The following is a 21,181-nucleotide window of genomic DNA, read 5'->3' on the forward strand; positions in this document are numbered from 1 at the left end:
AGTTTCTATATTGATTGACAAAAGCGGCAAATTGGAGTGTAATTCACGGTTTAATTATCTACCCATTCTATTTTAGGAAACATCATGAAACGCACTTATCAACCTTCCGTTACCAAACGCAAACGCACCCACGGCTTCCTCGTGCGCTCCAAAACACGCGGCGGCCGCGCAGTACTGGCAGCACGCCGTGCCAAAGGCCGCAAACGCCTGGCGGTGTAATTTTGGACTACCGCTTCGGAAGGCAGTACCGCTTGTTGAAAACGGATGATTTTTCATCCGTTTTTGCATTCAGAAACCGCCGCAGCCGCGACCTGCTGCAAGTTTCGCATTCAAACGGCAACGGGCTGGGCCATCCCCGCATCGGTCTGGTGGTCGGCAAAAAAACCGCCAAACGCGCCAACGAGCGGAACTATATGAAACGCGTCATCCGCGACTGGTTCAGGTTGAACAAAAACAATCTTCCGCCGCAGGATTTCGTCGTGCGCGTCCACCGTAAATTCGACAGGGCTACCGCAAAACAGGCAAGGGCGGAACTGGCACAACTCATGTTCGGCAACCCCGCAACCGAATGCGGGAAACGGGTATGATTAAAACGGTACTCTACAGGCAAGGTTCAGACGGCAACGGGTTTCCCATACAAGGAACATCCCGATGAATTTCCTATTGTCCAAACTCCTGCTGGGACTGATACGGTTTTACCAATACTGCATCAGCCCTCTGATTCCGCCCCGCTGCCGCTATACGCCGACCTGTTCGCAATACGCGGTCGAAGCGGTCAAAAAATACGGCGCATTCAAAGGCGGCAGGCTCGCCATCAAGCGCATTGCACGTTGCCACCCTTTCGGCGGACACGGACACGACCCCGTTCCCTGACCCGACGCAATATTCAAATTGCACGCTTTCCTTTTATTTCCCATCGGTTTCTATATAATGCCGTCTGAACCTTCGGGCTGGCGGCACGACCGTCGGGTATGAAGCCCGCCCTTATTCCCCGTCTATCGGAACACGCAACCTGCGGCATTTCCGACCATTCAGGAAACTCTATATGGATTTTAAAAGACTCACGGCGTTTTTCGCCATCGCGCTGGCGATTATGATCGGCTGGGAAAAGATGTTCCCCGCCCCCCAAACCGCGCCCGCGCCCGGACAAGCCGCGCAGCAACAGCGGCAAACCGCCGCAACCGCTTCCGCCGAAGCCGCGCTCGCGCCCGCAACGCCGATTACCGTAACGACCGACACGGTTCAAGCCGTCATTGATGAAAAAAGCGGCGACCTGCGCCGGCTGACCCTGCTCAAATACAAGGCAACCGGCGACGAAAACAAACCGTTCGTCCTGTTTGGCGACGGCAAAGAATACACCTACGTCGCCCAATCCGAACTGCTGGACGCGCAAGGCAACAACATTCTGAAAGACATCAGCTTTACCGCTCCTCAAAAACAATACACCCTCAACGGCGACAAAGTTGAAGTTCGCCTGAGCGCGCCTGAAACAAACGGACTGAAAATCGACAAAGTCTATACCTTTACCAAAGACAGCTACCTCGTCAACGTCCGTTTCGACATCACCAACACCAGCGGCAAGCCCGCCAACCTGAGCGCGGACTACCGCATCGTACGCGACCGCAGCGAACCCGAAGGTCAAGGCTACTTTACCCGCTCTTTCGTCGGCCCGGTGGTTTACACCCCCGAAGGCAAATTCCAAAAAGTCAGCTTCTCCGACTTGGACGACGATGCCAAATCAGGCAAAAACGAAGCCGAATACGCCCGCAAAACCCAAACCGGCTGGCTCGGCATGATTGAACACCACTTCATGTCCACTTGGATTCTCCAACCCAAAGGCGGACAAAGCGTTTGCGCCGCCGGCGACTGCCGTATCGACATCAAACGCCGCAACGACAACCTGTACAGCACCAGCGTCAGCGTTCCCCTTGCCGCCATCCAAAACGGCGCGAAATCCGAAGCCTCCATCAACCTCTACGCCGGCCCGCAGACCACATCCGTCATCGCAAACATCGCCGACAACCTGCAACTGGCAAAAGACTACGGCAAAGTACACTGGTTCGCCTCCCCCCTCTTCTGGCTCCTGAACCAACTGCACAACATTATCGGCAACTGGGGCTGGGCAATCATCGTTTTGACCATTATCGTCAAAGCCGTACTCTACCCGCTGACCAACGCCTCTTACCGCTCGATGGCAAAAATGCGCGCCGCCGCGCCCAAACTGCAAGCCATTAAAGAAAAATACGGCGACGACCGTATGGCGCAACAGCAAGCCATGATGCAGCTTTACAAAGACGAAAAAATCAACCCGCTGGGCGGCTGCCTGCCCATGCTGTTGCAAATCCCCGTCTTCATCGGCTTGTACTGGGCGTTGTTTGCCTCCGTAGAATTGCGTCAGGCACCTTGGCTGGGCTGGATTACCGACCTTAGCCGCTCCGACCCCTACTACATCCTGCCCGTGATTATGGCGGCAACGATGTTTGCCCAAACATTCCTCAATCCGCCGCCGACCGACCCGATGCAGGCAAAAATGATGAAAGTCATGCCGCTGGTTTTCTCAGCCATGTTCTTTTTCTTCCCTGCCGGTTTGGTTCTGTACTGGGTAGTCAACAACCTCCTGACCATCGCCCAACAATGGCACATCAACCGCAGCATCGAAAAACAACGCGCCCAAGGCGAAGTCGTTTCCTAGATGCCGCAGCATGAAAAATGCCGTCTGAAACCTGTTCAGACGGCATTTTTATTGTTCACCCCCTATCGGGGCGGAAATCTTCAACCCGCATACATCACAAAAATCGTCGGGCGTTTTTTCAGATTGGGCATTTCTTTTCTTTTTCGCCACTGCGCAATCGTCTGGCTGATGATTTCCTGTGTCGGCAAGGTCAAGTCCGTAGCCACACATAAGCGCGTTTCAGGATGCAGGTTTTCCACCGCATCGGCAAGCAGCGCATCATTGCGGTAAGGCGTTTCAATAAAAATCTGCGTCTCGCCGCACTGGCGCGAACGCTGTTCCAAAGCCCACAAAGCCTGAATCCGCCCGTTTTTTTCAGACGGCAGATAACCCTTAAATGCAAAGTTCTGCCCGTTCGCACCCGAAGCCATCAAAGCCAGCAGCAGACTGGAAGGCCCAACCAGCGGACGCACTTCAAAACCGTGCTTATGCGCCAATGCCACCAAATTCGCACCCGGATCGGCAACGGCCGGGCAACCCGCCTCGCTGACAATGCCCATACTGCGCCCTTCTTGCAAAGGTTTCAGCAATTCCGGCAAAGTCTTCAAATCCGTGTGTTCATTCAGTGTTTGCAGATTCAGCTCGCGGATAGGCGTAGTCACGCCCAAATGTTTCAAATGCGCACGCGCCGTTTTTTCCGCTTCCACGACAAAATCCGTCAGCCCGACAACCGCCTGTTGTTCATGCGGCAACAGGCACGGCGTGTCAGGTGTACCCAAAGGCGTAGGAATCAAATACAAAACAGGAAACATCATTCCCTCACTCGTCAGTTAAAAATGCCGTCTGAACCCTTCAGACGGCATAAACGGGCAGTTACAAAACATCCAGTCCCTCATTTTTCAAAAAATCGACCAGACGGAAAACCGGCAAACCGATCAAAGCATTCGGATCGCTGCTTTCAATCCGTTCGATCAACAATGCACCCAAATCCTCGCTCTTCAACGCACACGAACAATAAACCGCATCAGGCTCGCGCTCCAAATAGCGGAGTATATGCAACTCGTCCAACTTCCTCATCACGACCACAGTCTTATCGATATGCTGCCACATCGTGCCCGTAACCGTATTTAGCAGAACGACCGCGCTGTAAAACTCAATCTCCCTGCCGCTCAAATGCATCAGCATCTTTTGCGCGTTGGCAAGGTTCATCGGCTTGCCCCACTGCCTGCCGTCGCACCACGCTACCTGGTCCGCACCGACAATCAACGCCTCGGGGAAACGTCCGGCCAAGGACCTCGCCTTACCCTAGGCAAGGCGCAATGCCGTTTGAGGGGCAGACTCCCCCAGCATCGGCGTTTCGTCGAAATCAGGCGATACCGCCTGAAAGGCAATGCCGAGCCGCTCCATCTGTTCGCGCCGGAAAACCGAACTCGTACCCAAAATCAAAGGCAATGCCAAACCCATCCCATCCTCCTTACCGTTGAAAACACACCCAAACGGGCGTTAAAATCCAGCCATGCGCCGAAACTCGGATACCCGCCTTCGGCGTACCGCAACATTTTTCTTAAAAATATTGACGTTAGAACATCTAAATTATATCATACCCCGTTTATGTCAGACCCTAATTTGATTGACCCGGAAATTTTTGCCGCCGAAAGGCAGAACCTGCAAGGCAGTTTTCTGCTGGAAGAATTGGACGAACGAGTCAGTTTGCACGATTATCCCGCCGACAGGCAGACCAAAATATCGTTTACACTGACCGGCGGCCGCGACCGGCTGCAACGCCTGTTCCTCGACCTGAACGTCAAAGCCGATATGCCCCTGATTTGCCAGAGATGTATCAAACCCATGCCGTTCATGCTCGATGAAAGCAGCCGTATCGTCCTGTTTTCCGACGAAGAGTCCTTGGACGAATCCATGCTTGCCGACGAAGAACTCGAAGGCATACTGATTGAAAAAGAACTCGACGTGCGCGCATTGGTAGAAGACCAAATCCTGATGTCCCTGCCCTTTTCGCCGCGACACGGACACTGCGGCAATACCCTTCCGGAATCCGCCAACCAAGACAAACCCAACCCCTTTGCTGTTTTGGCAGGTTTGAAAAGCAGTTAATTAGGACACAGTTTATTTATCTAGGAGCTTGAAATGGCCGTTCAACAAAACAAAAAATCCCCTTCCAAACGCGGTATGCACCGTTCGCACGACGCGCTGACCGCGCCCGCACTGTCTGTCGACAGCGCAACCGGCGAAGTGCACCGCCCGCACCACATCTCCCCCAACGGTATGTACCGCGGCCGCAAAGTGGTCAAAGCCAAAGGCGAATAATCCCTATTCGACTGACTGAAAAAGCCAGAACATTGCCATGCAATTACTGGCTTTTTTTGCATTGGACGCGCCATCCGTCCAAACTTTCGCCATAGGTCAACACACAGGGGCAAAGCGTTCCGTATAATACCCCGTGAAAATATTCCAAAAGCCCCAACCACCAAGGAAATTCCGATGAAACAGAAAATCTGGTACACCTACGATGACATCCACCGCGTCATCAAAGCATTGGCAGAAAAAATCTGGAACTCCGGCGTCAAATACGATGCCATGATCGCTATCGGCGGGGGCGGCTTTATTCCGGCACGTATGCTGCGCTGTTTTCTGGAAATTCCGATTTATGCCGTAACCACCGCTTATTACGACAGCGACAACGAAGGACAGGTTACCGAAGAAGTCAAAAAAGTCCAATGGCTAGACCCCGTTCCCGAAGCCCTGCGGGGCAAAAACGTGCTCGTCGTCGATGAAGTGGACGACAGCCGCGTAACCATGGAGTTCTGCCTGAACGAACTGCTCAAAGAAGACTTCGGCACTGTCGGCGTCGCCGTTCTGCACGAAAAAATCAAAGCCAAAGCAGGCAAAATCCCCGAAGGCATTCCCTATTTCAGCGGCATCACCGTAGAAGACTGGTGGATCAACTATCCGTGGGACGCACCCGACATCGACGAACACAACCGCCTTGCCGAGGCCGGCCGAGGCTGACCCTTTCAGACGGCATACTTTCCGAACCGATGCCGTCTGAAGCCCGCACGACCCCGGCCGCAGACCGAAAACCTACCGGAGAAACCCTATGATTACATTGGCCGTAGATGCCATGGGCGGCGACCAAGGACTTGCCGTTACCGTACCCGGTGCAACCGCATTCCTCCAAGCACACCCCGATGTCCGCCTGATTATGACCGGCGACGAAGCACAGCTCCGCCAAGCCCTGAACGCAGCAGGCGCGCCGATGGAACGCATCGACATCTGCCATACCACCCAAGTTGTCGGCATGGACGAAGCGCCGCAATCCGCCCTGAAAAACAAAAAAGACTCCTCCATGCGCGTCGCCATCAACCAGGTCAAAGAAGGCAAAGCCCAAGCCGCCGTATCCGCAGGCAACACCGGCGCGCTGATGGCGACCGCGCGCTTCGTCCTCAAAACCATTCCCGGCATCGAACGCCCCGCCATCGCCAAATTCCTCCCGTCCGACACCGATCATGTTACCCTTGCACTCGACCTTGGCGCGAACGTCGACTGCACCCCCGAACAACTCGCCCAATTTGCCGTTATCGGCAGCGAACTCGTCCATGCACTCCATCCACAAAAAGGACAGCCGCGCGTCGGGCTGGTCAACGTCGGCACAGAAGACATCAAAGGTACGGATACCGTCAAACAAACCTACAAACTGCTGCAAAACAGCAAACTCAACTTTATCGGCAACATCGAAAGCAACAGCATACTCTACGGCGAAGCAGATGTCGTCGTCGCCGACGGCTTTGTCGGCAACGTCATGCTCAAAACCATCGAAGGCGCGGTCAAATTCATGAGCGGAGCCATCCGCCGCGAATTCCAAAGCAACCTGTTCAACAAACTTGCCGCCGTTGCTGCCCTACCTGCCCTCAAAGGGTTGAAAAACAAACTTGACCCGCGCAAATTCAACGGGGCCATCCTACTCGGGCTGCGCGGCATCGTGATTAAAAGCCACGGCGGCACAGACGAAACCGGTTTCCGCTATGCCCTCGAAGAAGCCTACCATGAAGCCAAGTCTGCCAGCCTTTCCAAAATCGAACAAGGCGTAGCCGAACAGCTCGCCGCACTGGAAGCCGCCCAAGCCGCCCAAAACGGAAACTCCGGCAGCCTGTAACGCACGAGATGCCGTCTGAACGCCCCCTGCCCTTCAGACGGCATCCGGCACCCGCCCAAACCTGCGGGTACAGACGGCGGCACACCTGCCCGGAACTTCCCAAATATCGCCCTGTAAAATAAGGAGTATTTGAAAAATAGAAACATCAGGCAAACGAATGAATGCATTAGACAAACGGATGATGAAGTTAGGAAAATCCCTTGAAGGCAGGCTTGATGCCCGTCTGATTGAATCCGCATTGGATTATATTCATTATTCGGAACGTTTTTTGGCTTTTGAAATCCTGTGTACTTATATCGAAGATTTCGATGTCCGGCTGACGGAACAAGAATCCCGGGAAATTTCTTTTATCAACAAGGAATTTGAGATAGAAAGCACGTCCGATTAACCAATAAAGCCAATGGGTTGATAAACATGAAAACATCGACGGTCGTTTTTGGCGGATTTTTTATGGCAGACAACGGGGAGCGAATCCAAATCCCCGTTTTGGAAAATCCTGACATTAGGGAAATCAATCGCTTTTTTCCGTATCAAATTTTGAGAAAAAAGCCGGCGTCATCGTTTTCAGAATTATTCCTGAACCCAAATTTAGCAATACCGAATTAACTGTCTATTTTGAAAAAGGATATTATAGTGGATTAATAAAAACCAGTACGGCGTTGCCTCGCCTTAGCTCAAAGAGAACGATTCTCTAAGGTGCTGAAGCACCAAGTGAATCGGTTTCGTACTATTTGTACTGTCTGCGGCTTCGTCGCCTTGTCCTGATTTTTGTTAATCCACTATATTTTCCAATGATTCAAACAATTTTAGAAAGCGGGGATATTGAAGTCAAAAACCTTAAAACAGAAAATTACAGCGGGAAGGCAAGGGAAATCTTGGGAGACTTCTACCCTATTAAGCATATCTCTAAAAATATTTCTACAATTCAAAACATCATTTCCGAATTTATCAGACAAAAACAAACACCGGCACCAATAATTTGATGGAAACCCAACAATCAAAATGCCGTCTGAAGCAGCTTGGGCTTTCAGACGGCATTTCCTTCGCTTAAAACAGCATATCGGCAACCCCGCCCCGCCCGTCTGCGGCAATCTGCATCTGAAAACCATCTGTATCCCAAACCACACCCCGATTTCCGTCATTTGCACCCTGCCCGTATTGGGCAATCATCGGTTTTCGCTTACAATAGCCGAATCTGAACCAACTCTCTAAAAAGGCCGTTCCCATGCAGTATGCCAAAATTTCCGGCACGGGCAGCTATCTTCCCGTCAACCGCGTCAGCAATGACGACCTTGCCCAAAAGGTAGATACCTCGGACGAGTGGATTACCGCGCGCACGGGCATCAAATTCCGCCATATTGCAGCCGAAAACGAAAAAACCAGCGACCTTGCCGCCGAAGCGGCGCGCCGCGCACTGGATACCGCAGGTTTGAACGGCAGTGAAATCGACCTGATTATCGTGGCAACGGCAACGCCGGATATGCAGTTTCCTTCTACCGCCACCATCGTGCAGCAAAAATTGGGGATAGACAACGGCTGCCCCGCCTTCGACGTACAGGCGGTGTGCGCCGGCTTTATGTACGCGCTGACTACGGCAAACGCCTACATCAAAAGCGGTATGGCGAAAAACGCGCTGGTCATCGGTGCGGAAACCTTCAGCCGCATCGTCGATTGGAACGACCGTACAACCTGCGTGCTGTTCGGCGACGGCGCGGGCGCGGTGGTTTTGAGCGCGTCCGACGAACCGGGCATCATCCACGCCAAACTCAAAGCCGACGGCAATTATCTGAACCTGCTCAACGCCCCCGGGAAAATTGCCGACGGACAAATCTGCGGCTCTCCTTATATCACTATGGACGGTCCCGGCGTGTTCAAGTTTGCCGTCAAAATGCTGGCAAAAATCGCCGACGAAGTCATCAGCGAAGCCGGTTATACAGCCGAACAAATCGACTGGATTGTTCCCCATCAGGCAAACCGCCGCATCATCGAATCTACCGCGAAACATTTGGGGCTGAGTATGGACAAAGTCATCCTGACCGTCCAAGACCACGGCAACACGTCCGCCGCCTCGATTCCGCTGGCTCTGGACGCGGGCATCCGCAGCGGACAAATCAAACGCGGTCAAAACCTGCTGCTCGAAGGCATAGGCGGCGGTTTCGCGTGGGGCGCGGTATTGATGGAATATTAACCTGATGCCGTCTGAAGCAAGTTTTCAGACGGCATTTCCCATATCATGAAGCGGCAGGCTTTCTTCAAACTGACGGCGTGTGCGGCATTTCTGTCTGCCGTTTCGCTGCTCCTCCCTGTATTGGGCGCGTGTTACGCAATATTATCCCTCTACACGTTTGCACTTTACGGCATCGACAAACGACGTGCCGTGCGGGGAAAACGCCGCATTCCCGAACACCGCCTGCTCCTGCCTGCATTGCTCGGCGGCTGGGCGGGCGCATACTTGGGCAGCAGGATGTTCAGGCATAAAACGGCGAAAAAGCGTTTTGTTGTGCTGTTCCGTCTGACTGTTTCGGGCAATGTCCTGGCAACCTGCATCCTGATTGATTATTTCGTTCCGCCCGAACTTTTTGTAAAACTCGGGCAACATCTCTGACAATCCAACCAAACAAAGGAATACCATGTCTTTCGCATTCTTCTTCCCCGGACAAGGTTCTCAAAGCCTCGGCATGATGAACGGCTTTACAGGGCATGCCGTCGTCAAAAACACATTTGACGAAGCATCCGCCATATTGGGTCAAGACTTGTGGGCGATGATAAACGGTAGCGATGCCGAAATCATCGGACAAACCGTCAATACCCAACCCATCATGCTCGCCGCCGGCGTTGCCGTTTACCGCGCCTATTTGGAAGCGGGCGGCAAAACGCCTGCTGCCGTTGCCGGACACAGCCTCGGCGAATATACCGCGCTTGTCGCCGCCGGCGCATTGGATTTTGCAGACGCCATCAAACTCGTGCGCCTACGCGCCGAACTGATGCAATCCGCCGTACCGCAAGGCGTAGGCGCAATGGCGGCAATTTTGGGTTTGGAAGATGAACAGGTAAGGCAGATTTGCGCCGAATCCGCACAGGATGAAGTGGTCGAAGCCGTCAACTTCAACTCGCCCGGACAAGTCGTGATTGCAGGCAATGCCGCTGCCGTCGAGCGCGCCATGACCGTTGCCAAAGAAGCCGGTGCCAAACGCGCCCTGCCGCTGCCTGTATCCGTACCTTCCCATTGCAGCCTGATGAAACCCGCCGCCGACAAACTCGCTGAGGCCCTGAAATCGGTTGTAATCAAGCAGCCGCAAATCCGCGTCATCCACAATGCCGACGTTGCCGCCTACGATGATGCCGACAAAATCAAAGACGCGCTCGTCCGCCAGCTTTACAGCCCCGTACGCTGGACGGAAACCGTCAACGCCCTTGTTTCAGACGGCATCACCGAATCCGCCGAATGCGGCCCGGGCAAAGTGTTGGCGGGCTTGGCAAAACGCATCAACAAGGCCGCCGCGTGCAGCGCACTGACCGATGCCGGACAGATTGCCGCCTTTATCGAAGCGCACTGACTTCGTTCCGCAAAAAGCAGCCTGCATGCCTCAGGCTGCTTTTCACGTCCGAACGGCAAACAGCCGCATATTTGCGCTATAATCCATCCCTACCAAACCACCGACAGCGGCTGCCGTTGCAGTTTCCGCCCCACCGACATGATAGAAAAACTGACTTTCGGACTGTTTAAAAAAGAAGACGCGCGCAGCTTTATGCGCCTGATGGCATACGTCCGCCCCTACAAAATCCGCATCGTTGCCGCACTGATTGCCATTTTCGGCGTTGCCGCCACCGAAAGCTACCTTGCCGCCTTCATCGCCCCCCTGATCAACCACGGCTTTTCCGCGCCCGCCGCGCCGCCCGAGCTGTCTGCCGCCGCCGGCATCATTTCCACCCTGCAAAACTGGCGCGAACAGTTTACCTATATGGTTTGGGGGACGGAAAACAAAATCTGGACCGTCCCGCTCTTCCTCATCATCCTCGTCGTCATCCGTGGCATCTGCCGCTTTACCAGCACCTATCTGATGACTTGGGTCTCCGTGATGACCATCAGCAAAATCCGCAAAGATATGTTTGCCAAAATGCTGACCCTTTCCTCCCGCTACCATCAGGAAACGCCGTCCGGCACCGTACTGATGAATATGCTCAACCTGACCGAACAGTCGGTCAGCAACGCCAGCGACATCTTCACCGTCCTCACGCGCGACACGATGATCGTTACCGGCCTGACCATCGTCCTGCTTTACCTCAACTGGCAGCTCAGCATTATCGTCGTCCTGATGTTCCCCCTGCTCTCCCTGCTCTCGCGCTACTACCGCGACCGTCTGAAGCACGTCATTTCCGACTCGCAAAAAAGCATAGGCACGATGAACAACGTGATTGCCGAAACCCATCAGGGACACCGCGTCGTCAAGCTGTTCAACGGGCAGGCGCAGGCGGCAAACCGGTTTGACGCGGTCAACCGCACCATCGTCCGCCTCAGCAAAAAAATCACGCAGGCAACGGCGGCACATTCCCCGTTCAGCGAACTGATTGCCTCGATTGCCCTCGCCGTTGTCATCTTCATCGCCCTGTGGCAAAGCCAAAACGGCTACACCACCATCGGCGAATTTATGGCATTCATCGTCGCGATGCTGCAAATGTACGCCCCCATCAAAAGCCTTGCCAACGTCAGCATCCCTATGCAGACGATGTTCCTCGCCGCCGACGGCGTATGTGCATTTCTCGACACCCCGCCCGAACAGGACAAAGGCACGCTCGCGCCGCAACGCGTCGAAGGGCGCATCAGCTTCCGCAACGTCGATGTCGAATACCGTTCAGACGGCATCAAAGCCCTCGACAACTTCAACCTCGACATCAGACAAGGCGAACGCGTCGCCCTGGTCGGACGTTCCGGCAGCGGCAAATCCACCGTCGTCAACCTGCTGCCCCGCTTTGTCGAACCGTCTGCCGGCAACATCTGCATAGACGGTATCGACATCGCCGACATCAAACTCGACTGCCTGCGCGCCCAATTCGCCCTCGTCTCCCAAGACGTATTCCTGTTTGACGACACCCTTTTTGAAAACGTCCGATACAGCCGTCCCGATGCAGGCGAAGCCGAAGTCCTGTCCGCCCTCCAAGCCGCCAACCTGCAAAGCCTGATCGACGCATCCCCGCTCGGACTGCACCAGCCCATCGGATCGAACGGCAGCAACTTATCCGGCGGTCAAAGGCAACGCGTCGCCATTGCCCGCGCCATTTTGAAAGACGCGCCGATATTATTATTGGACGAAGCCACCAGCGCATTGGACAACGAATCCGAACGCCTCGTCCAACAGGCACTCGAACGCCTGATGGAAAACCGCACCGGCATCATCGTCGCCCACCGCCTGACCACCATCGAAGGGGCCGACCGCATCATCGTGATGGATGACGGCAAAATCATCGAACAAGGCTCACACGAACAACTGATGTCCCAAAACGGCTACTACACGATGTTACGCAATATCTCAAACAAAGATGCCGCCGTCCGGACGGCATAAACAAAATGCCGTCTGAAATGGTACAATCGCCCCAACCCCTTCAGACGGCATCATATCCGCCGACCCATCCGATTATCTTCAATCACCGTAAAACCATCATGACCCAAGACAAAATCCTCATCCTCGACTTCGGTTCGCAAGTTACCCAGCTCATCGCCCGCCGCGTGCGCGAAGCCCACGTTTACTGCGAGCTGCATTCCTTCGATATGCCTTTGGACGAAATCAAAGCCTTCAACCCCAAAGGCATCATCCTTTCCGGCGGCCCCAATTCCGTTTACGAATCCGATTATCAAGCCGATACCGGTATTTTTGATTTGGGCATTCCGGTTTTGGGCATCTGCTACGGAATGCAGTTTATGGCGCACCACTTGGGCGGCGAAGTACAGCCCGGCAACCAGCGCGAATTCGGTTACGCGCAAGTCAAAACCATCGACAGCGGACTGACGCGCGATATTTGCGACGACGCGCCCAATACATTGGACGTATGGATGAGCCACGGCGACAAAGTGTCCAAACTACCCGACGGTTTCGCCGTCATCGGCGACACCCCGTCCTGCCCGATTGCCATGATGGAAAACGCTGAGAAACAATTCTACGGCATCCAGTTCCACCCCGAAGTTACCCACACCAAACAAGGTCGCGCCCTGTTGAACCGCTTTGTCTTGGACATCTGCGGCGCGCAACCGGGCTGGACGATGCCGAACTACATCGAAGAAGCCGTTGCCAAAATCCGCGAACAGGTCGGCAGCGACGAAGTGATTTTAGGTCTGTCCGGCGGCGTGGACTCTTCCGTAGCTGCCGCGCTGATTCACCGCGCCATCGGCGACCAATTGACTTGTGTGTTCGTCGATCACGGCCTCTTGCGCCTGAACGAAGGCAAAATGGTGATGGATATGTTCGCACGCAACTTGGGTGTGAAAGTGATTCACGTCGATGCCGAAGGGCAGTTTATGGCGAAACTCGCCGGCGTTACCGACCCCGAGAAAAAACGCAAAATCATCGGTGCGGAATTTATCGAAGTATTTGATGCCGAAGAGAAAAAACTCACCAACGCCAAATGGTTGGCGCAAGGCACGATTTACCCCGACGTAATCGAATCCGCAGGCGCGAAAACCAAAAAAGCCCACGCCATCAAATCGCACCACAACGTCGGCGGCCTGCCTGAAAACATGAAGCTCAAGCTGCTTGAACCGTTGCGCGACCTGTTCAAAGACGAAGTGCGCGAACTCGGCGTTGCTTTGGGCCTGCCGCGCGAAATGGTGTACCGCCATCCGTTCCCGGGCCCCGGCTTGGGCGTGCGCATCTTGGGCGAAGTGAAAAAAGAATACGCCAACTTGCTGCGTCAGGCGGACGACATTTTCATCCAAGAATTACGCAACACCACCGATGAAAACGGCACGTCTTGGTACGACCTGACCAGCCAAGCCTTCGCCGTCTTCCTGCCCGTCAAATCCGTCGGCGTAATGGGCGACGGACGCACATACGACTACGTTGTTGCCTTGCGTGCCGTCATCACCAGCGACTTTATGACCGCGCATTGGGCGGAACTGCCGTATTCCTTGTTGGGCAAAGTGTCCAACCGCATCATCAACGAAGTCAAAGGCATCAACCGCGTGGTTTACGATGTGAGCGGCAAACCGCCTGCCACCATCGAGTGGGAATAAACAGCAAACAGGGCTGCACCGTCCGGTGCAGTCCTTCGATTATCGGAAAAAAGGAAAAAATATGAGCACACAAGATTTAAGCGGCAAAATCGCTTTGGTAACCGGCGCATCGCGCGGCATCGGTGCAGCGATTGCCGACACACTGGCGGCAGCCGGTGCCAAAGTCATCGGCACGGCGACCAGTGAGAGCGGTGCGGCAGCCATCAGCGAGCGGTTGGCGCAATGGGGCGGCGAAGGCCGTGCATTGGATTCCGCCGAACCTGAAACCATCGAAAGCCTGATTGCCGACATCGAAAAAACGTTCGGCAAACTCGACATTCTGGTCAACAATGCCGGCATCACCCGCGACAACCTCCTGATGCGCATGAAAGAAGAAGAGTGGGACGACATCATGCAGGTCAACCTCAAATCCGTCTTCCGCGCCTCCAAAGCCGTCTTGCGCGGTATGATGAAACAACGTTCCGGCCGCATCATCAACATCACCTCTGTTGTCGGCGTAATGGGCAATGCCGGGCAAACCAACTATGCCGCCGCAAAAGCGGGCTTGATCGGTTTTGCCAAATCTATGGCGCGCGAAGTCGGCAGCCGGGGCATTACCGTCAACTGCGTCGCCCCGGGCTTCATCGATACCGACATGACCCGCGCCCTGCCGGAAGAAACCCGCCAAACCTTTACCGCCCAAACCGCCTTGGGCAGATTCGGCGACGCGCAAGACATCGCCGATGCGGTTCTGTTCCTCGCTTCCGATCAGGCAAAATACATCACCGGCCAAACACTGCACGTCAACGGCGGCATGTTGATGCCCTGACGGACAGACTTTTTAACCATGCCGTCTGAAACCTTTTCAGACGGCATTTGCATTCCCAAACAAAATGAACACACACCACACCCCGCCCTGCCCATGCGGTTCAGGCACAAGCTATGCCGGCTGCTGCCGTCCATTGCACCTTCGCCAAATCCTGCCGCCCACCGCCGAAGCCCTCATGCGTTCGCGGTACAGCGCGTATGTGCTGCACCTTATCGACTACATCATCGCCACCACCGTTCCGGCGCAACAAACATTCCTCGATGCCGCCGAACTGATGCAGTGGAGCAGAGAAACCGAATGGCTGGGCTTGAATGTCATCGCACACCGCAACTTCGGCAAACAACACGCCCAAGTCGAATTTGAAGCCTACTTCCAAGACGGCGGAAACCGAGCGGCGCATCACGAGCTGTCGGCATTCGTGAAAATAGCGGAGCAATGGTATTTCATCGATCCGACTGTTCCGCTGCCTACCATGAAACAGCCCTGCATTTGCGGTTCTGAAAAGAAATTCAAAGCCTGCTGCGGCAAATATCTGCAACCTGTCGCATAAAAATGCCGTCTGAACGTTCAGACGGCATTTTCAACGCGCAAAAAAAACCATTCATACCAAGGGTAAGTATGAATGGTCAATACATTGCGGGAAAACGTCTTACTTGCTGCACTGCCGAAAAGGGAGAAACGGCAGCGGTAATCAGCGGAAAGGATTGTACCCGAATTAATGTTAAGGAACGTTAATCGTGAAAATATATTAACAAACCTGTTGAAACCTATTGGTTTTCCCGTATCCACCCGACCCAGCGTTCAAACAGCTTCGGTTCGAGCGCGGCGACGACCGAGCGTTTGAACACGTGTTCACCACTCCAAAACCCGTCGCCTTCCAAAGTCGTCAGCCTGCCGCCCGCCTCCTCGAAAATCAACGCACCCGCAGCATAGTCCCACAGCTTCTGCCCGCCGTGAACATAAACATCGTAACGTCCGCAAGCCAAATAGCACCAATCCAACGTACTGCTGCCCATACTCCGTATCGTTCCAAAAGGCGCGAGCGTACTCATGCGGCTGGACAGTTTGCCCGAACGCAGATATTTGATTTCCACGCCCGCGATTGCCTCATTAAGTTTTTTATCCACGAGGCGCAGGGGCAGGCGCGTCCCGTTTAAAAACGCCCCCTGCCCGCGTTCGGCATAAAAACATTCGCCGCTGACCGGATTGTAGATTACGCCCAATTCGGCGCGCCCGTTGCGGACAAACGCCACCGATACCGCAAAATGCGGCAGCCCGTTGACAAAATTGTTTGTCCCGTCTATCGGATCGACAATCCACAGCCCCTTTTCCCCCGAATATTGTTCCCACAAAACCGACTGTTCCTGCCGCGACATTTCCTCGCCCAACATCGGGCAATCGATCAGAAGCGGCAACGCAGCGGCAAAAGCCGTCTGCGCGGCAATGTCCGCCTCGCTCAACATCGAACCGTCTTCCTTGCGGCAAGACGGCGTATTCAAAAAACGCGGCATAATTTCGGTTTGCGCGATATGGCGCACGACTTTCTGCAAACGGTGTAACACTTCCTACTGTCCTCATATTTTGAACTTGCGGCGCGCGAACGTATAATGTCCGTTTCCATCACGCCGCTGCGACGGATTATAACCGTCCGAACCGCCAAAAACTATGCCCCAATTCTACCTGCCCGAAAACCTTTCCGTCGGACAAACTGTCGCCCTGCCCGACAACATCGTCCGCCACCTCAACGTCCTGCGCGTCCGCCCCAACGAAAACATCACCCTCTTCGACGGCAAAGGCAAGGCACATACCGCACGGCTAACCGTTTTGGAAAAACGCCGCGCCGAAGCCGAAATCCTGCACGAAGACACGACCGACAACGAGTCCCCACTCAACATCACACTCATCCAATCCATCTCCTCCGGCGATCGCATGGACTTTACCCTGCAAAAGAGCGTCGAACTCGGCGTAACCGCCATACAGCCCGTCATCAGCGAACGCTGCATCGTCCGCCTCGACGGGGAACGCGCCGCCAAACGCCTCGCACGCTGGCAGGAAATCGTCATCTCCGCGTGCGAACAAAGCGGCAGGAACACCGTTCCCCCCGTACTGCCCATCATCGGCTACCGTGAAGCACTCGACAAAATACCGTCTGAAAGCACCAAGCTGATTATGAGCATCAACCGCGCCCGCAAACTCGGCGACATCCGCCACCCGTCCGGCGCAATCGTCTTTATGGTCGGACCCGAAGGCGGCTGGACAGAACAGGAAGAACAACAGGCATTTGATGCCGGCTTCCAAGCCGTAACATTGGGCAAACGCATCCTGCGCACCGAAACCGCCCCACTCGCCGCCATCGCCGCGATGCAGACGCTTTGGGGCGATTTCACATAAACAGAAATGCCGTCTGAAACCCGTTCAGACGGCATTTTGCAGCCGATTAAGATATAGTAGGTTCAAATAAGATTTCCCGTGTCGTCATTCCCGCGCAGGCGGGAATCTAGAAATTTAACGTTGCGGTGATTTATCAGAAATGACTGAAACTCAACGGACTGGATTCCCGCCTGCGCGGGAATGACGAATTTTAGGTTGCTGTTTTTTGGTTTTCTGTTTTTGCGGGAATGACGAATTTTAGGTTTCTGCTTTTGGTTTCTGTTTCCGTAGGAATAACGGAATTTTAAGTTTTAGGAATTTGTCGGAAAAACAGAAATCCCCCCGCCGTCATTCCCGCGCAGGCGGGAATCTGGAAATTTAACGTTGCGGTGATTTATTGGAAATGACTGAAACTCAACGAACCGGATTCCCACTTTCGTGGGAATGACGAAGTGGAAGTTGCCCGAAACTTAAAACAAGCGAAACCGAACGGACTGGATTCCCGCCTGCGCGGGAATGACGAATTTTAGGTTGCTGTTTTTTGGTTTTCTGTTTTTGCGGGAATGACGAGATTTTAGGTTTCTGTTTTTGGTTTTCTGTCTTCGCAGAAATGATGAAATTTTAAGTTTTAGGAATTTGTCGGAAAAACAGAAATCCTTCCGCCGTCATTCCCGCAAAAGCGGGAATCTAGAATTTTAATGCGGCAAGAATTTATCGGAAAAAACCGAAGTTTAAAGACCTAGATTCCCGCCTGCGCGGGAATGACGAATTTTAGGTTGCTGCTTTTGGTTTTCTGTTCTTATGAAAATAACGAGATTCTAGCTTGTGGGTATTTATCGGGAAAACAGAAACCCCTCCACCGTCATTCCCGCTCAGGCGGGAATCTGGAAATTTAACGTTGCGGTGATTTATCGGAAATGACTGAAACTCAACGAACCGGATTCCCACTTTCGCGGGAATGACGAAGTGGAAGTTACCCGAAACTTAAAACAAGCGAAACCGAACGGACTGGATTCCCGCCTGCGCGGGAATGACGAATTTTAGGTTGCTGCTTTTGGTTTTCTATTCTTATGAAAAGAACGAGATCCTAGCTTATGGGTATTTATCGGGAAAACAGAAACCCCTCCACCGTCATTCCCGCGAAGGCGGGAATCTGGAAATTTAATGTTGCGGTGATTTATCGGAAATGACTGAAACTCAACGAACCGGATTCCCCGACATAAATTTAGGGACAGCGCACACCCGCCAAATAAGGAAAGGCCAAAACCTATTCAAACGGGACGACGTGCCGCCCGAGGTGTTTTTCCAATTTTTTCTGACGTTTCCGTTCTCTCGCCCTTTCGATTTCCCTGCCGATTTTTCCCAAAGCGCGTTTCAACAAAACCTTCGGGGAGCGGCGGTTGCGGTACGATTCCTGCCTGCCGTTTTTCAGTTGGCTGGGCAGGGTTTCGCTTTGGATGCACAAGGCAGGGGTCAGTTGGCAAACCGTCATCCCCCCTTTGTCGAGAAAACTGCTGAACAGCATCCAATCCACCGCCTTCAGGCGTTCAGACGGCAAAACGGCAAACCTGTCCAAGAAGAAACGCATTGCCTTTCGGGAAATGATATAGCCCGCCATACCAAAATGTTCGCTTTCCAACAGCGGGAAGGCGCGCCCGCAGTAGTCCGACACGCCGGAGGGCGAGGTCAGGACGTGCATAAACATCGTTTCCAAACGGACGATAAAGGCGGAATCGGGGTCAAAACGCTCTTCCAGCCAAGCGTCTTCGGCAAGGAACTGCTCCGCGCCTTCGCCGAGTAAAACGTCGTCTTCAAATACGGCGATATACGGCGTGCCTTCGTCCAACGCCTGCTTCCACAATACGGCGTGGCTCATAAAGCAGGCTTTTTCCACTCCGCTCAAATAGGGGTGCGCCGACAAACCGGGGACGAGTTCCGCCATCGCCTGCTCCAGCCTTTCAGACGGCATTAGTGCGTCGAAAAACTGAAACGGGATGCCGTGCGCGCCGAAGGTTGCGGCAATGTGCGCCCTGCGTTCTGCGGCGGAGCTTAGGCTGATAACGTGGTTTTGCATGATTTATCCTGTTCGGTTTCAATAGCCCCGGTATTTCCAAGGGCGTAACATTTTTTTCAGGATTTTCCTATATTGCGGTGCGGCAAACAGCTTCCTCATCACGCGGTCTGTCAAAAAATCCAGTAAATCGGTCAAAGAATACTTTTCCAACGACAAGAAATATTCGTACAGGAACAGGCGGAGATATCCGATATCCTGTCCGGACAAGGCTTTTTCGTGCAACGCATATGCCGTTGATTTCAAAAGCCCGTAATTCAGGCAGTCCGCCCCGACGGCTATGCCTGCCGCCTTCCAATACCCCGCCCTGATTTCTTCTTTGATTTTCCACGCCGTCCTGCGCTGTTGCAGGTTGTGTTTGGAAGAGGTCTGGTCTTGATGGAAGCGGTATTTGACCAAGGCTTCGGGATAATTCGCCAGCCTGCCCAGTTTGCCGACTTCGTACCAAAACTTATAGTCTTCGGCGTGGATATAGGCGGGGTCGAACCGCAAACCGCCGTCAATGACGCTGCGCCGCATAATCATCGTGTTGTTGTGTATGGGGTTGCGGAAGGGAAAGGCAGACACGATTTCCTGATGGGTCAGGGGGTTTTTCCAAATTTCGCCGTTTCGGGCAATGGCGGCAAGCACGCTTTTATTGTTTTCTTCCGACAAAACTTCCAGCCACGCGCCCATTGCGATGATGCTGCGGTCTTTTTCCATCTCGCCCACGATTTTCTCAATCCAATCGGGGGCGGCAATATCGTCGGCATCGGTGCGCGCAATATACCTGCCGCCCGATTTTGCCAGTTCGTCCAGCCCGATGTTTAAAGAGGCGATAAAGCCCAAATTGCGGGGATTGGAAATTATCCTGATCCTACCGTCCTGTTCTTGGAAACGCCGGGCGATGGCAAGCGTGCCGTCCGTCGAGCCGTCATCGACGATTAAAATATCCAAGTTGCGCCAAGTCTGCCCCACTACGGCGGACAGCAATTGGGCGAAATATTTTTCTGCGTTGTAGGCGCAAATCAATACGCTGACTAAAGGCTGCAATCCGTTTCTCCTTTCCGATACGTCCGATGCCGTCTGAAGGCTTCAGACGGCGTGCCCCGTCAATAAATCTTGCGTAAGAATCTGGCAGACAGCTTTCTGCGCCATCTTTGAAACATACGCTTCGCGGGCGGGACGGCAAGTTTGCCGCGCCATTCTTCGGGAACGGTTGTCAGGCTGCCCGCCAACTCTGTGAAACGTTCCGCACCCCAAGCGGTACAGTCCCTGTGCCACGGCTTTGCCGGGCCGCAATAATGGCTGACGGCGACGGGCATCGCCGTATTGTTCCGGTCGCGGTAAAGCGGGTCGGTATGGTGGGACGCAAACCTGTTCGCCATAAAGGCATAATTGGTCGGCATAAAGTTGAAACGGCTGTTCGCATAACACACCCCGCCTTTAAACAGCCCGTTCAAAATATCCTGATCCTGATATTGCATCACGTCCTTGTATTGTTCCACCCATTCGCAGGACATTTTGAAAATATCGTGCTGCCGCCACTTTTTCAGGTTGATCAGCAATACGCCGGCATTGAAATAATATTCGCCGTCCGCCATACCGATTTTTTGTTTGTAGCCTTCCTGCCTTTCGACAAACAAATCGATGCACGCGCCGACCCAGTTATCGCCCAAATCGGTATCCCATAAGGGCTTCAGGCTGTCCCTGACCAATACGTCCGTATCCAGATACAGGACTTTATCGCAATCGGCAATGTATTCGCCCAATTTCAAGCGGGCATAAGTCGTGATGGAAATGTGCCTGATGTTTAAGGGGAAGCCGGCGAAATCTTCGGGGTTTACGTCTATAAAGCGGATATTACCCCCCCCCCCCCCCCCCCA

Annotated in this window: 23 protein-coding genes and 3 pseudogenes; 20 read left to right on the plus strand and 6 right to left on the minus strand. The window is 53.7% G+C overall.

Translation table 11 applies throughout. The features are described from left to right. Positions 1-84 precede the first annotated feature (84 nt). The 4 genes from rpmH (at position 85) to yidC (ending at position 2,692) form a co-directional block, all read left to right on the plus strand. On the plus strand, positions 85-219 hold the full coding sequence (gene rpmH / locus Q9J32_RS06990; RefSeq protein ID WP_002214728.1) for a 50S ribosomal protein L34: 135 nt from the start codon (positions 85-87) through the stop codon (positions 217-219). A gap of 2 nt (positions 220-221) precedes the next feature. Then, positions 222-587, plus strand: coding sequence for a ribonuclease P protein component (gene rnpA, locus Q9J32_RS06995; protein ID WP_301885629.1), 366 nt, complete (start codon positions 222-224; stop codon positions 585-587). Between the two features lie 64 nt (positions 588-651). Further along, on the plus strand, positions 652-873 hold the full coding sequence (gene yidD, locus Q9J32_RS07000; protein WP_002214730.1) for a membrane protein insertion efficiency factor YidD: 222 nt from the start codon (positions 652-654) through the stop codon (positions 871-873). Between the two features lie 172 nt (positions 874-1,045). Further along, on the plus strand, positions 1,046-2,692 hold the full coding sequence (gene yidC, locus Q9J32_RS07005; protein WP_301885630.1) for a membrane protein insertase YidC: 1,647 nt from the start codon (positions 1,046-1,048) through the stop codon (positions 2,690-2,692). Between the two features lie 80 nt (positions 2,693-2,772). On the opposite strand, the gene Q9J32_RS07010 is transcribed toward yidC, so the two are convergent. Both Q9J32_RS07010 and Q9J32_RS07015 read right to left on the minus strand, forming a co-directional pair. Beyond that, positions 2,773-3,483 carry an SAM-dependent methyltransferase gene (locus Q9J32_RS07010; protein ID WP_301885669.1) on the minus strand — a complete coding sequence of 237 codons (711 nt, stop codon included), beginning with the start codon at positions 3,481-3,483 and terminating at the stop codon, positions 2,773-2,775. 61 nt (positions 3,484-3,544) lie between these two features. Next, positions 3,545-4,135: pseudogene (locus tag Q9J32_RS07015) on the minus strand (Maf family protein). Positions 4,136-4,282: 147 nt separating this feature from the next. Between Q9J32_RS07015 and Q9J32_RS07020 the strand changes: the two are divergent. From Q9J32_RS07020 to Q9J32_RS07090, 15 genes and pseudogenes are all read left to right on the plus strand, one after another. After that, positions 4,283-4,783, plus strand: coding sequence for a YceD family protein (locus Q9J32_RS07020; protein ID WP_118792438.1), 501 nt, complete (start codon positions 4,283-4,285; stop codon positions 4,781-4,783). 33 nt (positions 4,784-4,816) lie between these two features. Beyond that, positions 4,817-4,996 carry a 50S ribosomal protein L32 gene (gene rpmF / locus Q9J32_RS07025; RefSeq protein WP_004283533.1) on the plus strand — a complete coding sequence of 60 codons (180 nt, stop codon included), beginning with the start codon at positions 4,817-4,819 and terminating at the stop codon, positions 4,994-4,996. Between the two features lie 174 nt (positions 4,997-5,170). Beyond that, a complete protein-coding gene (locus Q9J32_RS07030; protein WP_301885635.1) occupies positions 5,171-5,698 on the plus strand; it encodes a phosphoribosyltransferase in 528 nt (175 codons plus the stop codon). 88 nt (positions 5,699-5,786) lie between these two features. Beyond that, a complete protein-coding gene (gene plsX / locus Q9J32_RS07035) occupies positions 5,787-6,842 on the plus strand; it encodes a phosphate acyltransferase PlsX (protein WP_301885637.1) in 1,056 nt (351 codons plus the stop codon). A 157-nt stretch (positions 6,843-6,999) separates the two neighbouring features. Next, a complete protein-coding gene (locus Q9J32_RS07040) occupies positions 7,000-7,230 on the plus strand; it encodes a MafI family immunity protein (RefSeq protein WP_301885638.1) in 231 nt (76 codons plus the stop codon). 26 nt (positions 7,231-7,256) lie between these two features. Continuing rightward, positions 7,257-7,471, plus strand: a pseudogene (locus Q9J32_RS07045) (DUF6911 family protein); the annotation flags it as partial. A gap of 111 nt (positions 7,472-7,582) precedes the next feature. Then, on the plus strand, positions 7,583-7,825 hold the full coding sequence (locus Q9J32_RS07050) for a DUF6911 family protein (protein ID WP_439652138.1): 243 nt from the start codon (positions 7,583-7,585) through the stop codon (positions 7,823-7,825). A gap of 19 nt (positions 7,826-7,844) precedes the next feature. Continuing rightward, positions 7,845-8,041 (plus strand): annotated as a pseudogene (locus tag Q9J32_RS07055) (hypothetical protein). A gap of 26 nt (positions 8,042-8,067) precedes the next feature. Next, on the plus strand, positions 8,068-9,030 hold the full coding sequence (locus Q9J32_RS07060) for a beta-ketoacyl-ACP synthase III (protein WP_301885640.1): 963 nt from the start codon (positions 8,068-8,070) through the stop codon (positions 9,028-9,030). A gap of 45 nt (positions 9,031-9,075) precedes the next feature. After that, a complete protein-coding gene (locus tag Q9J32_RS07065) occupies positions 9,076-9,447 on the plus strand; it encodes a DUF1294 domain-containing protein (RefSeq protein ID WP_301885642.1) in 372 nt (123 codons plus the stop codon). A 25-nt stretch (positions 9,448-9,472) separates the two neighbouring features. After that, a complete protein-coding gene (gene fabD, locus Q9J32_RS07070) occupies positions 9,473-10,399 on the plus strand; it encodes an ACP S-malonyltransferase (RefSeq protein ID WP_301885644.1) in 927 nt (308 codons plus the stop codon). Between the two features lie 138 nt (positions 10,400-10,537). Beyond that, complete coding sequence (gene msbA, locus Q9J32_RS07075) at positions 10,538-12,403, plus strand: lipid A export permease/ATP-binding protein MsbA (RefSeq protein WP_301885646.1); 1,866 nt, start codon at positions 10,538-10,540, stop codon at positions 12,401-12,403. 98 nt (positions 12,404-12,501) lie between these two features. Then, a complete protein-coding gene (guaA, locus tag Q9J32_RS07080) occupies positions 12,502-14,067 on the plus strand; it encodes a glutamine-hydrolyzing GMP synthase (RefSeq protein WP_301885670.1) in 1,566 nt (521 codons plus the stop codon). Positions 14,068-14,128: 61 nt separating this feature from the next. Then, positions 14,129-14,875: a 3-oxoacyl-ACP reductase FabG gene (gene fabG / locus Q9J32_RS07085; RefSeq protein ID WP_301885648.1), complete on the plus strand. Its 747-nt coding sequence runs from the start codon at positions 14,129-14,131 to the stop codon at positions 14,873-14,875. A gap of 64 nt (positions 14,876-14,939) precedes the next feature. Further along, complete coding sequence (locus Q9J32_RS07090) at positions 14,940-15,425, plus strand: YchJ family protein (RefSeq protein ID WP_301885650.1); 486 nt, start codon at positions 14,940-14,942, stop codon at positions 15,423-15,425. Positions 15,426-15,642: 217 nt separating this feature from the next. Here Q9J32_RS07090 and Q9J32_RS07095 read toward each other — a convergent pair whose 3' ends face one another. Next, on the minus strand, positions 15,643-16,437 hold the full coding sequence (locus Q9J32_RS07095; RefSeq protein ID WP_301885652.1) for an inositol monophosphatase family protein: 795 nt from the start codon (positions 16,435-16,437) through the stop codon (positions 15,643-15,645). Between the two features lie 103 nt (positions 16,438-16,540). Between Q9J32_RS07095 and Q9J32_RS07100 the strand changes: the two genes are divergently transcribed. After that, a complete protein-coding gene (locus tag Q9J32_RS07100) occupies positions 16,541-17,266 on the plus strand; it encodes a 16S rRNA (uracil(1498)-N(3))-methyltransferase (RefSeq protein WP_301885654.1) in 726 nt (241 codons plus the stop codon). A 1,246-nt stretch (positions 17,267-18,512) separates the two neighbouring features. On the opposite strand, the gene Q9J32_RS07105 is transcribed toward Q9J32_RS07100, so the two are convergent. The 3 genes from Q9J32_RS07105 to Q9J32_RS07115 form a co-directional block, all read right to left on the minus strand. Continuing rightward, entirely contained in the window at positions 18,513-19,319 is an 807-nt protein-coding gene (locus Q9J32_RS07105) for a glycosyltransferase family 25 protein (RefSeq protein ID WP_301885656.1), read from the minus strand. Between the two features lie 18 nt (positions 19,320-19,337). Then, positions 19,338-20,348, minus strand: a complete 1,011-nt coding sequence (locus tag Q9J32_RS07110) for a glycosyltransferase family 2 protein (protein WP_301885658.1) — start codon at positions 20,346-20,348, stop codon at positions 19,338-19,340. A gap of 59 nt (positions 20,349-20,407) precedes the next feature. After that, the coding region (locus tag Q9J32_RS07115) for a glycosyltransferase family 8 protein (RefSeq protein ID WP_304675385.1) at positions 20,408-21,181 on the minus strand (774 nt) is incomplete at its 5' end.

This window comes from Neisseria uirgultaei, assembly GCF_962719845.1.
Classification (GTDB): Bacteria; Pseudomonadota; Gammaproteobacteria; order Burkholderiales; family Neisseriaceae; genus Neisseria; species Neisseria bergeri.

Bases quoted from the DNA above. Each gene is read 5' to 3' on its own strand.
- rpmH (WP_002214728.1), top strand. From the start codon at position 85: ATGAAACGCACTTATCAACCTTCCGTTACCAAACGCAAACGCACCCAC.
- yidD (WP_002214730.1), top strand. From the start codon at position 652: ATGAATTTCCTATTGTCCAAACTCCTGCTGGGACTGATACGGTTTTAC.
- yidC (WP_301885630.1), top strand. From the start codon at position 1,046: ATGGATTTTAAAAGACTCACGGCGTTTTTCGCCATCGCGCTGGCGATT.
- Q9J32_RS07010 (WP_301885669.1), bottom strand. From the start codon at position 3,483: ATGTTTCCTGTTTTGTATTTGATTCCTACGCCTTTGGGTACACCTGAC.
- Q9J32_RS07020 (WP_118792438.1), top strand. From the start codon at position 4,283: ATGTCAGACCCTAATTTGATTGACCCGGAAATTTTTGCCGCCGAAAGG.
- rpmF (WP_004283533.1), top strand. From the start codon at position 4,817: ATGGCCGTTCAACAAAACAAAAAATCCCCTTCCAAACGCGGTATGCAC.
- Q9J32_RS07030 (WP_301885635.1), top strand. From the start codon at position 5,171: ATGAAACAGAAAATCTGGTACACCTACGATGACATCCACCGCGTCATC.
- plsX (WP_301885637.1), top strand. From the start codon at position 5,787: ATGATTACATTGGCCGTAGATGCCATGGGCGGCGACCAAGGACTTGCC.
- Q9J32_RS07040 (WP_301885638.1), top strand. From the start codon at position 7,000: ATGAATGCATTAGACAAACGGATGATGAAGTTAGGAAAATCCCTTGAA.
- Q9J32_RS07060 (WP_301885640.1), top strand. From the start codon at position 8,068: ATGCAGTATGCCAAAATTTCCGGCACGGGCAGCTATCTTCCCGTCAAC.
- Q9J32_RS07065 (WP_301885642.1), top strand. From the start codon at position 9,076: ATGAAGCGGCAGGCTTTCTTCAAACTGACGGCGTGTGCGGCATTTCTG.
- fabD (WP_301885644.1), top strand. From the start codon at position 9,473: ATGTCTTTCGCATTCTTCTTCCCCGGACAAGGTTCTCAAAGCCTCGGC.
- msbA (WP_301885646.1), top strand. From the start codon at position 10,538: ATGATAGAAAAACTGACTTTCGGACTGTTTAAAAAAGAAGACGCGCGC.
- guaA (WP_301885670.1), top strand. From the start codon at position 12,502: ATGACCCAAGACAAAATCCTCATCCTCGACTTCGGTTCGCAAGTTACC.
- fabG (WP_301885648.1), top strand. From the start codon at position 14,129: ATGAGCACACAAGATTTAAGCGGCAAAATCGCTTTGGTAACCGGCGCA.
- Q9J32_RS07090 (WP_301885650.1), top strand. From the start codon at position 14,940: ATGAACACACACCACACCCCGCCCTGCCCATGCGGTTCAGGCACAAGC.
- Q9J32_RS07100 (WP_301885654.1), top strand. From the start codon at position 16,541: ATGCCCCAATTCTACCTGCCCGAAAACCTTTCCGTCGGACAAACTGTC.
- Q9J32_RS07105 (WP_301885656.1), bottom strand. From the start codon at position 19,319: ATGCAAAACCACGTTATCAGCCTAAGCTCCGCCGCAGAACGCAGGGCG.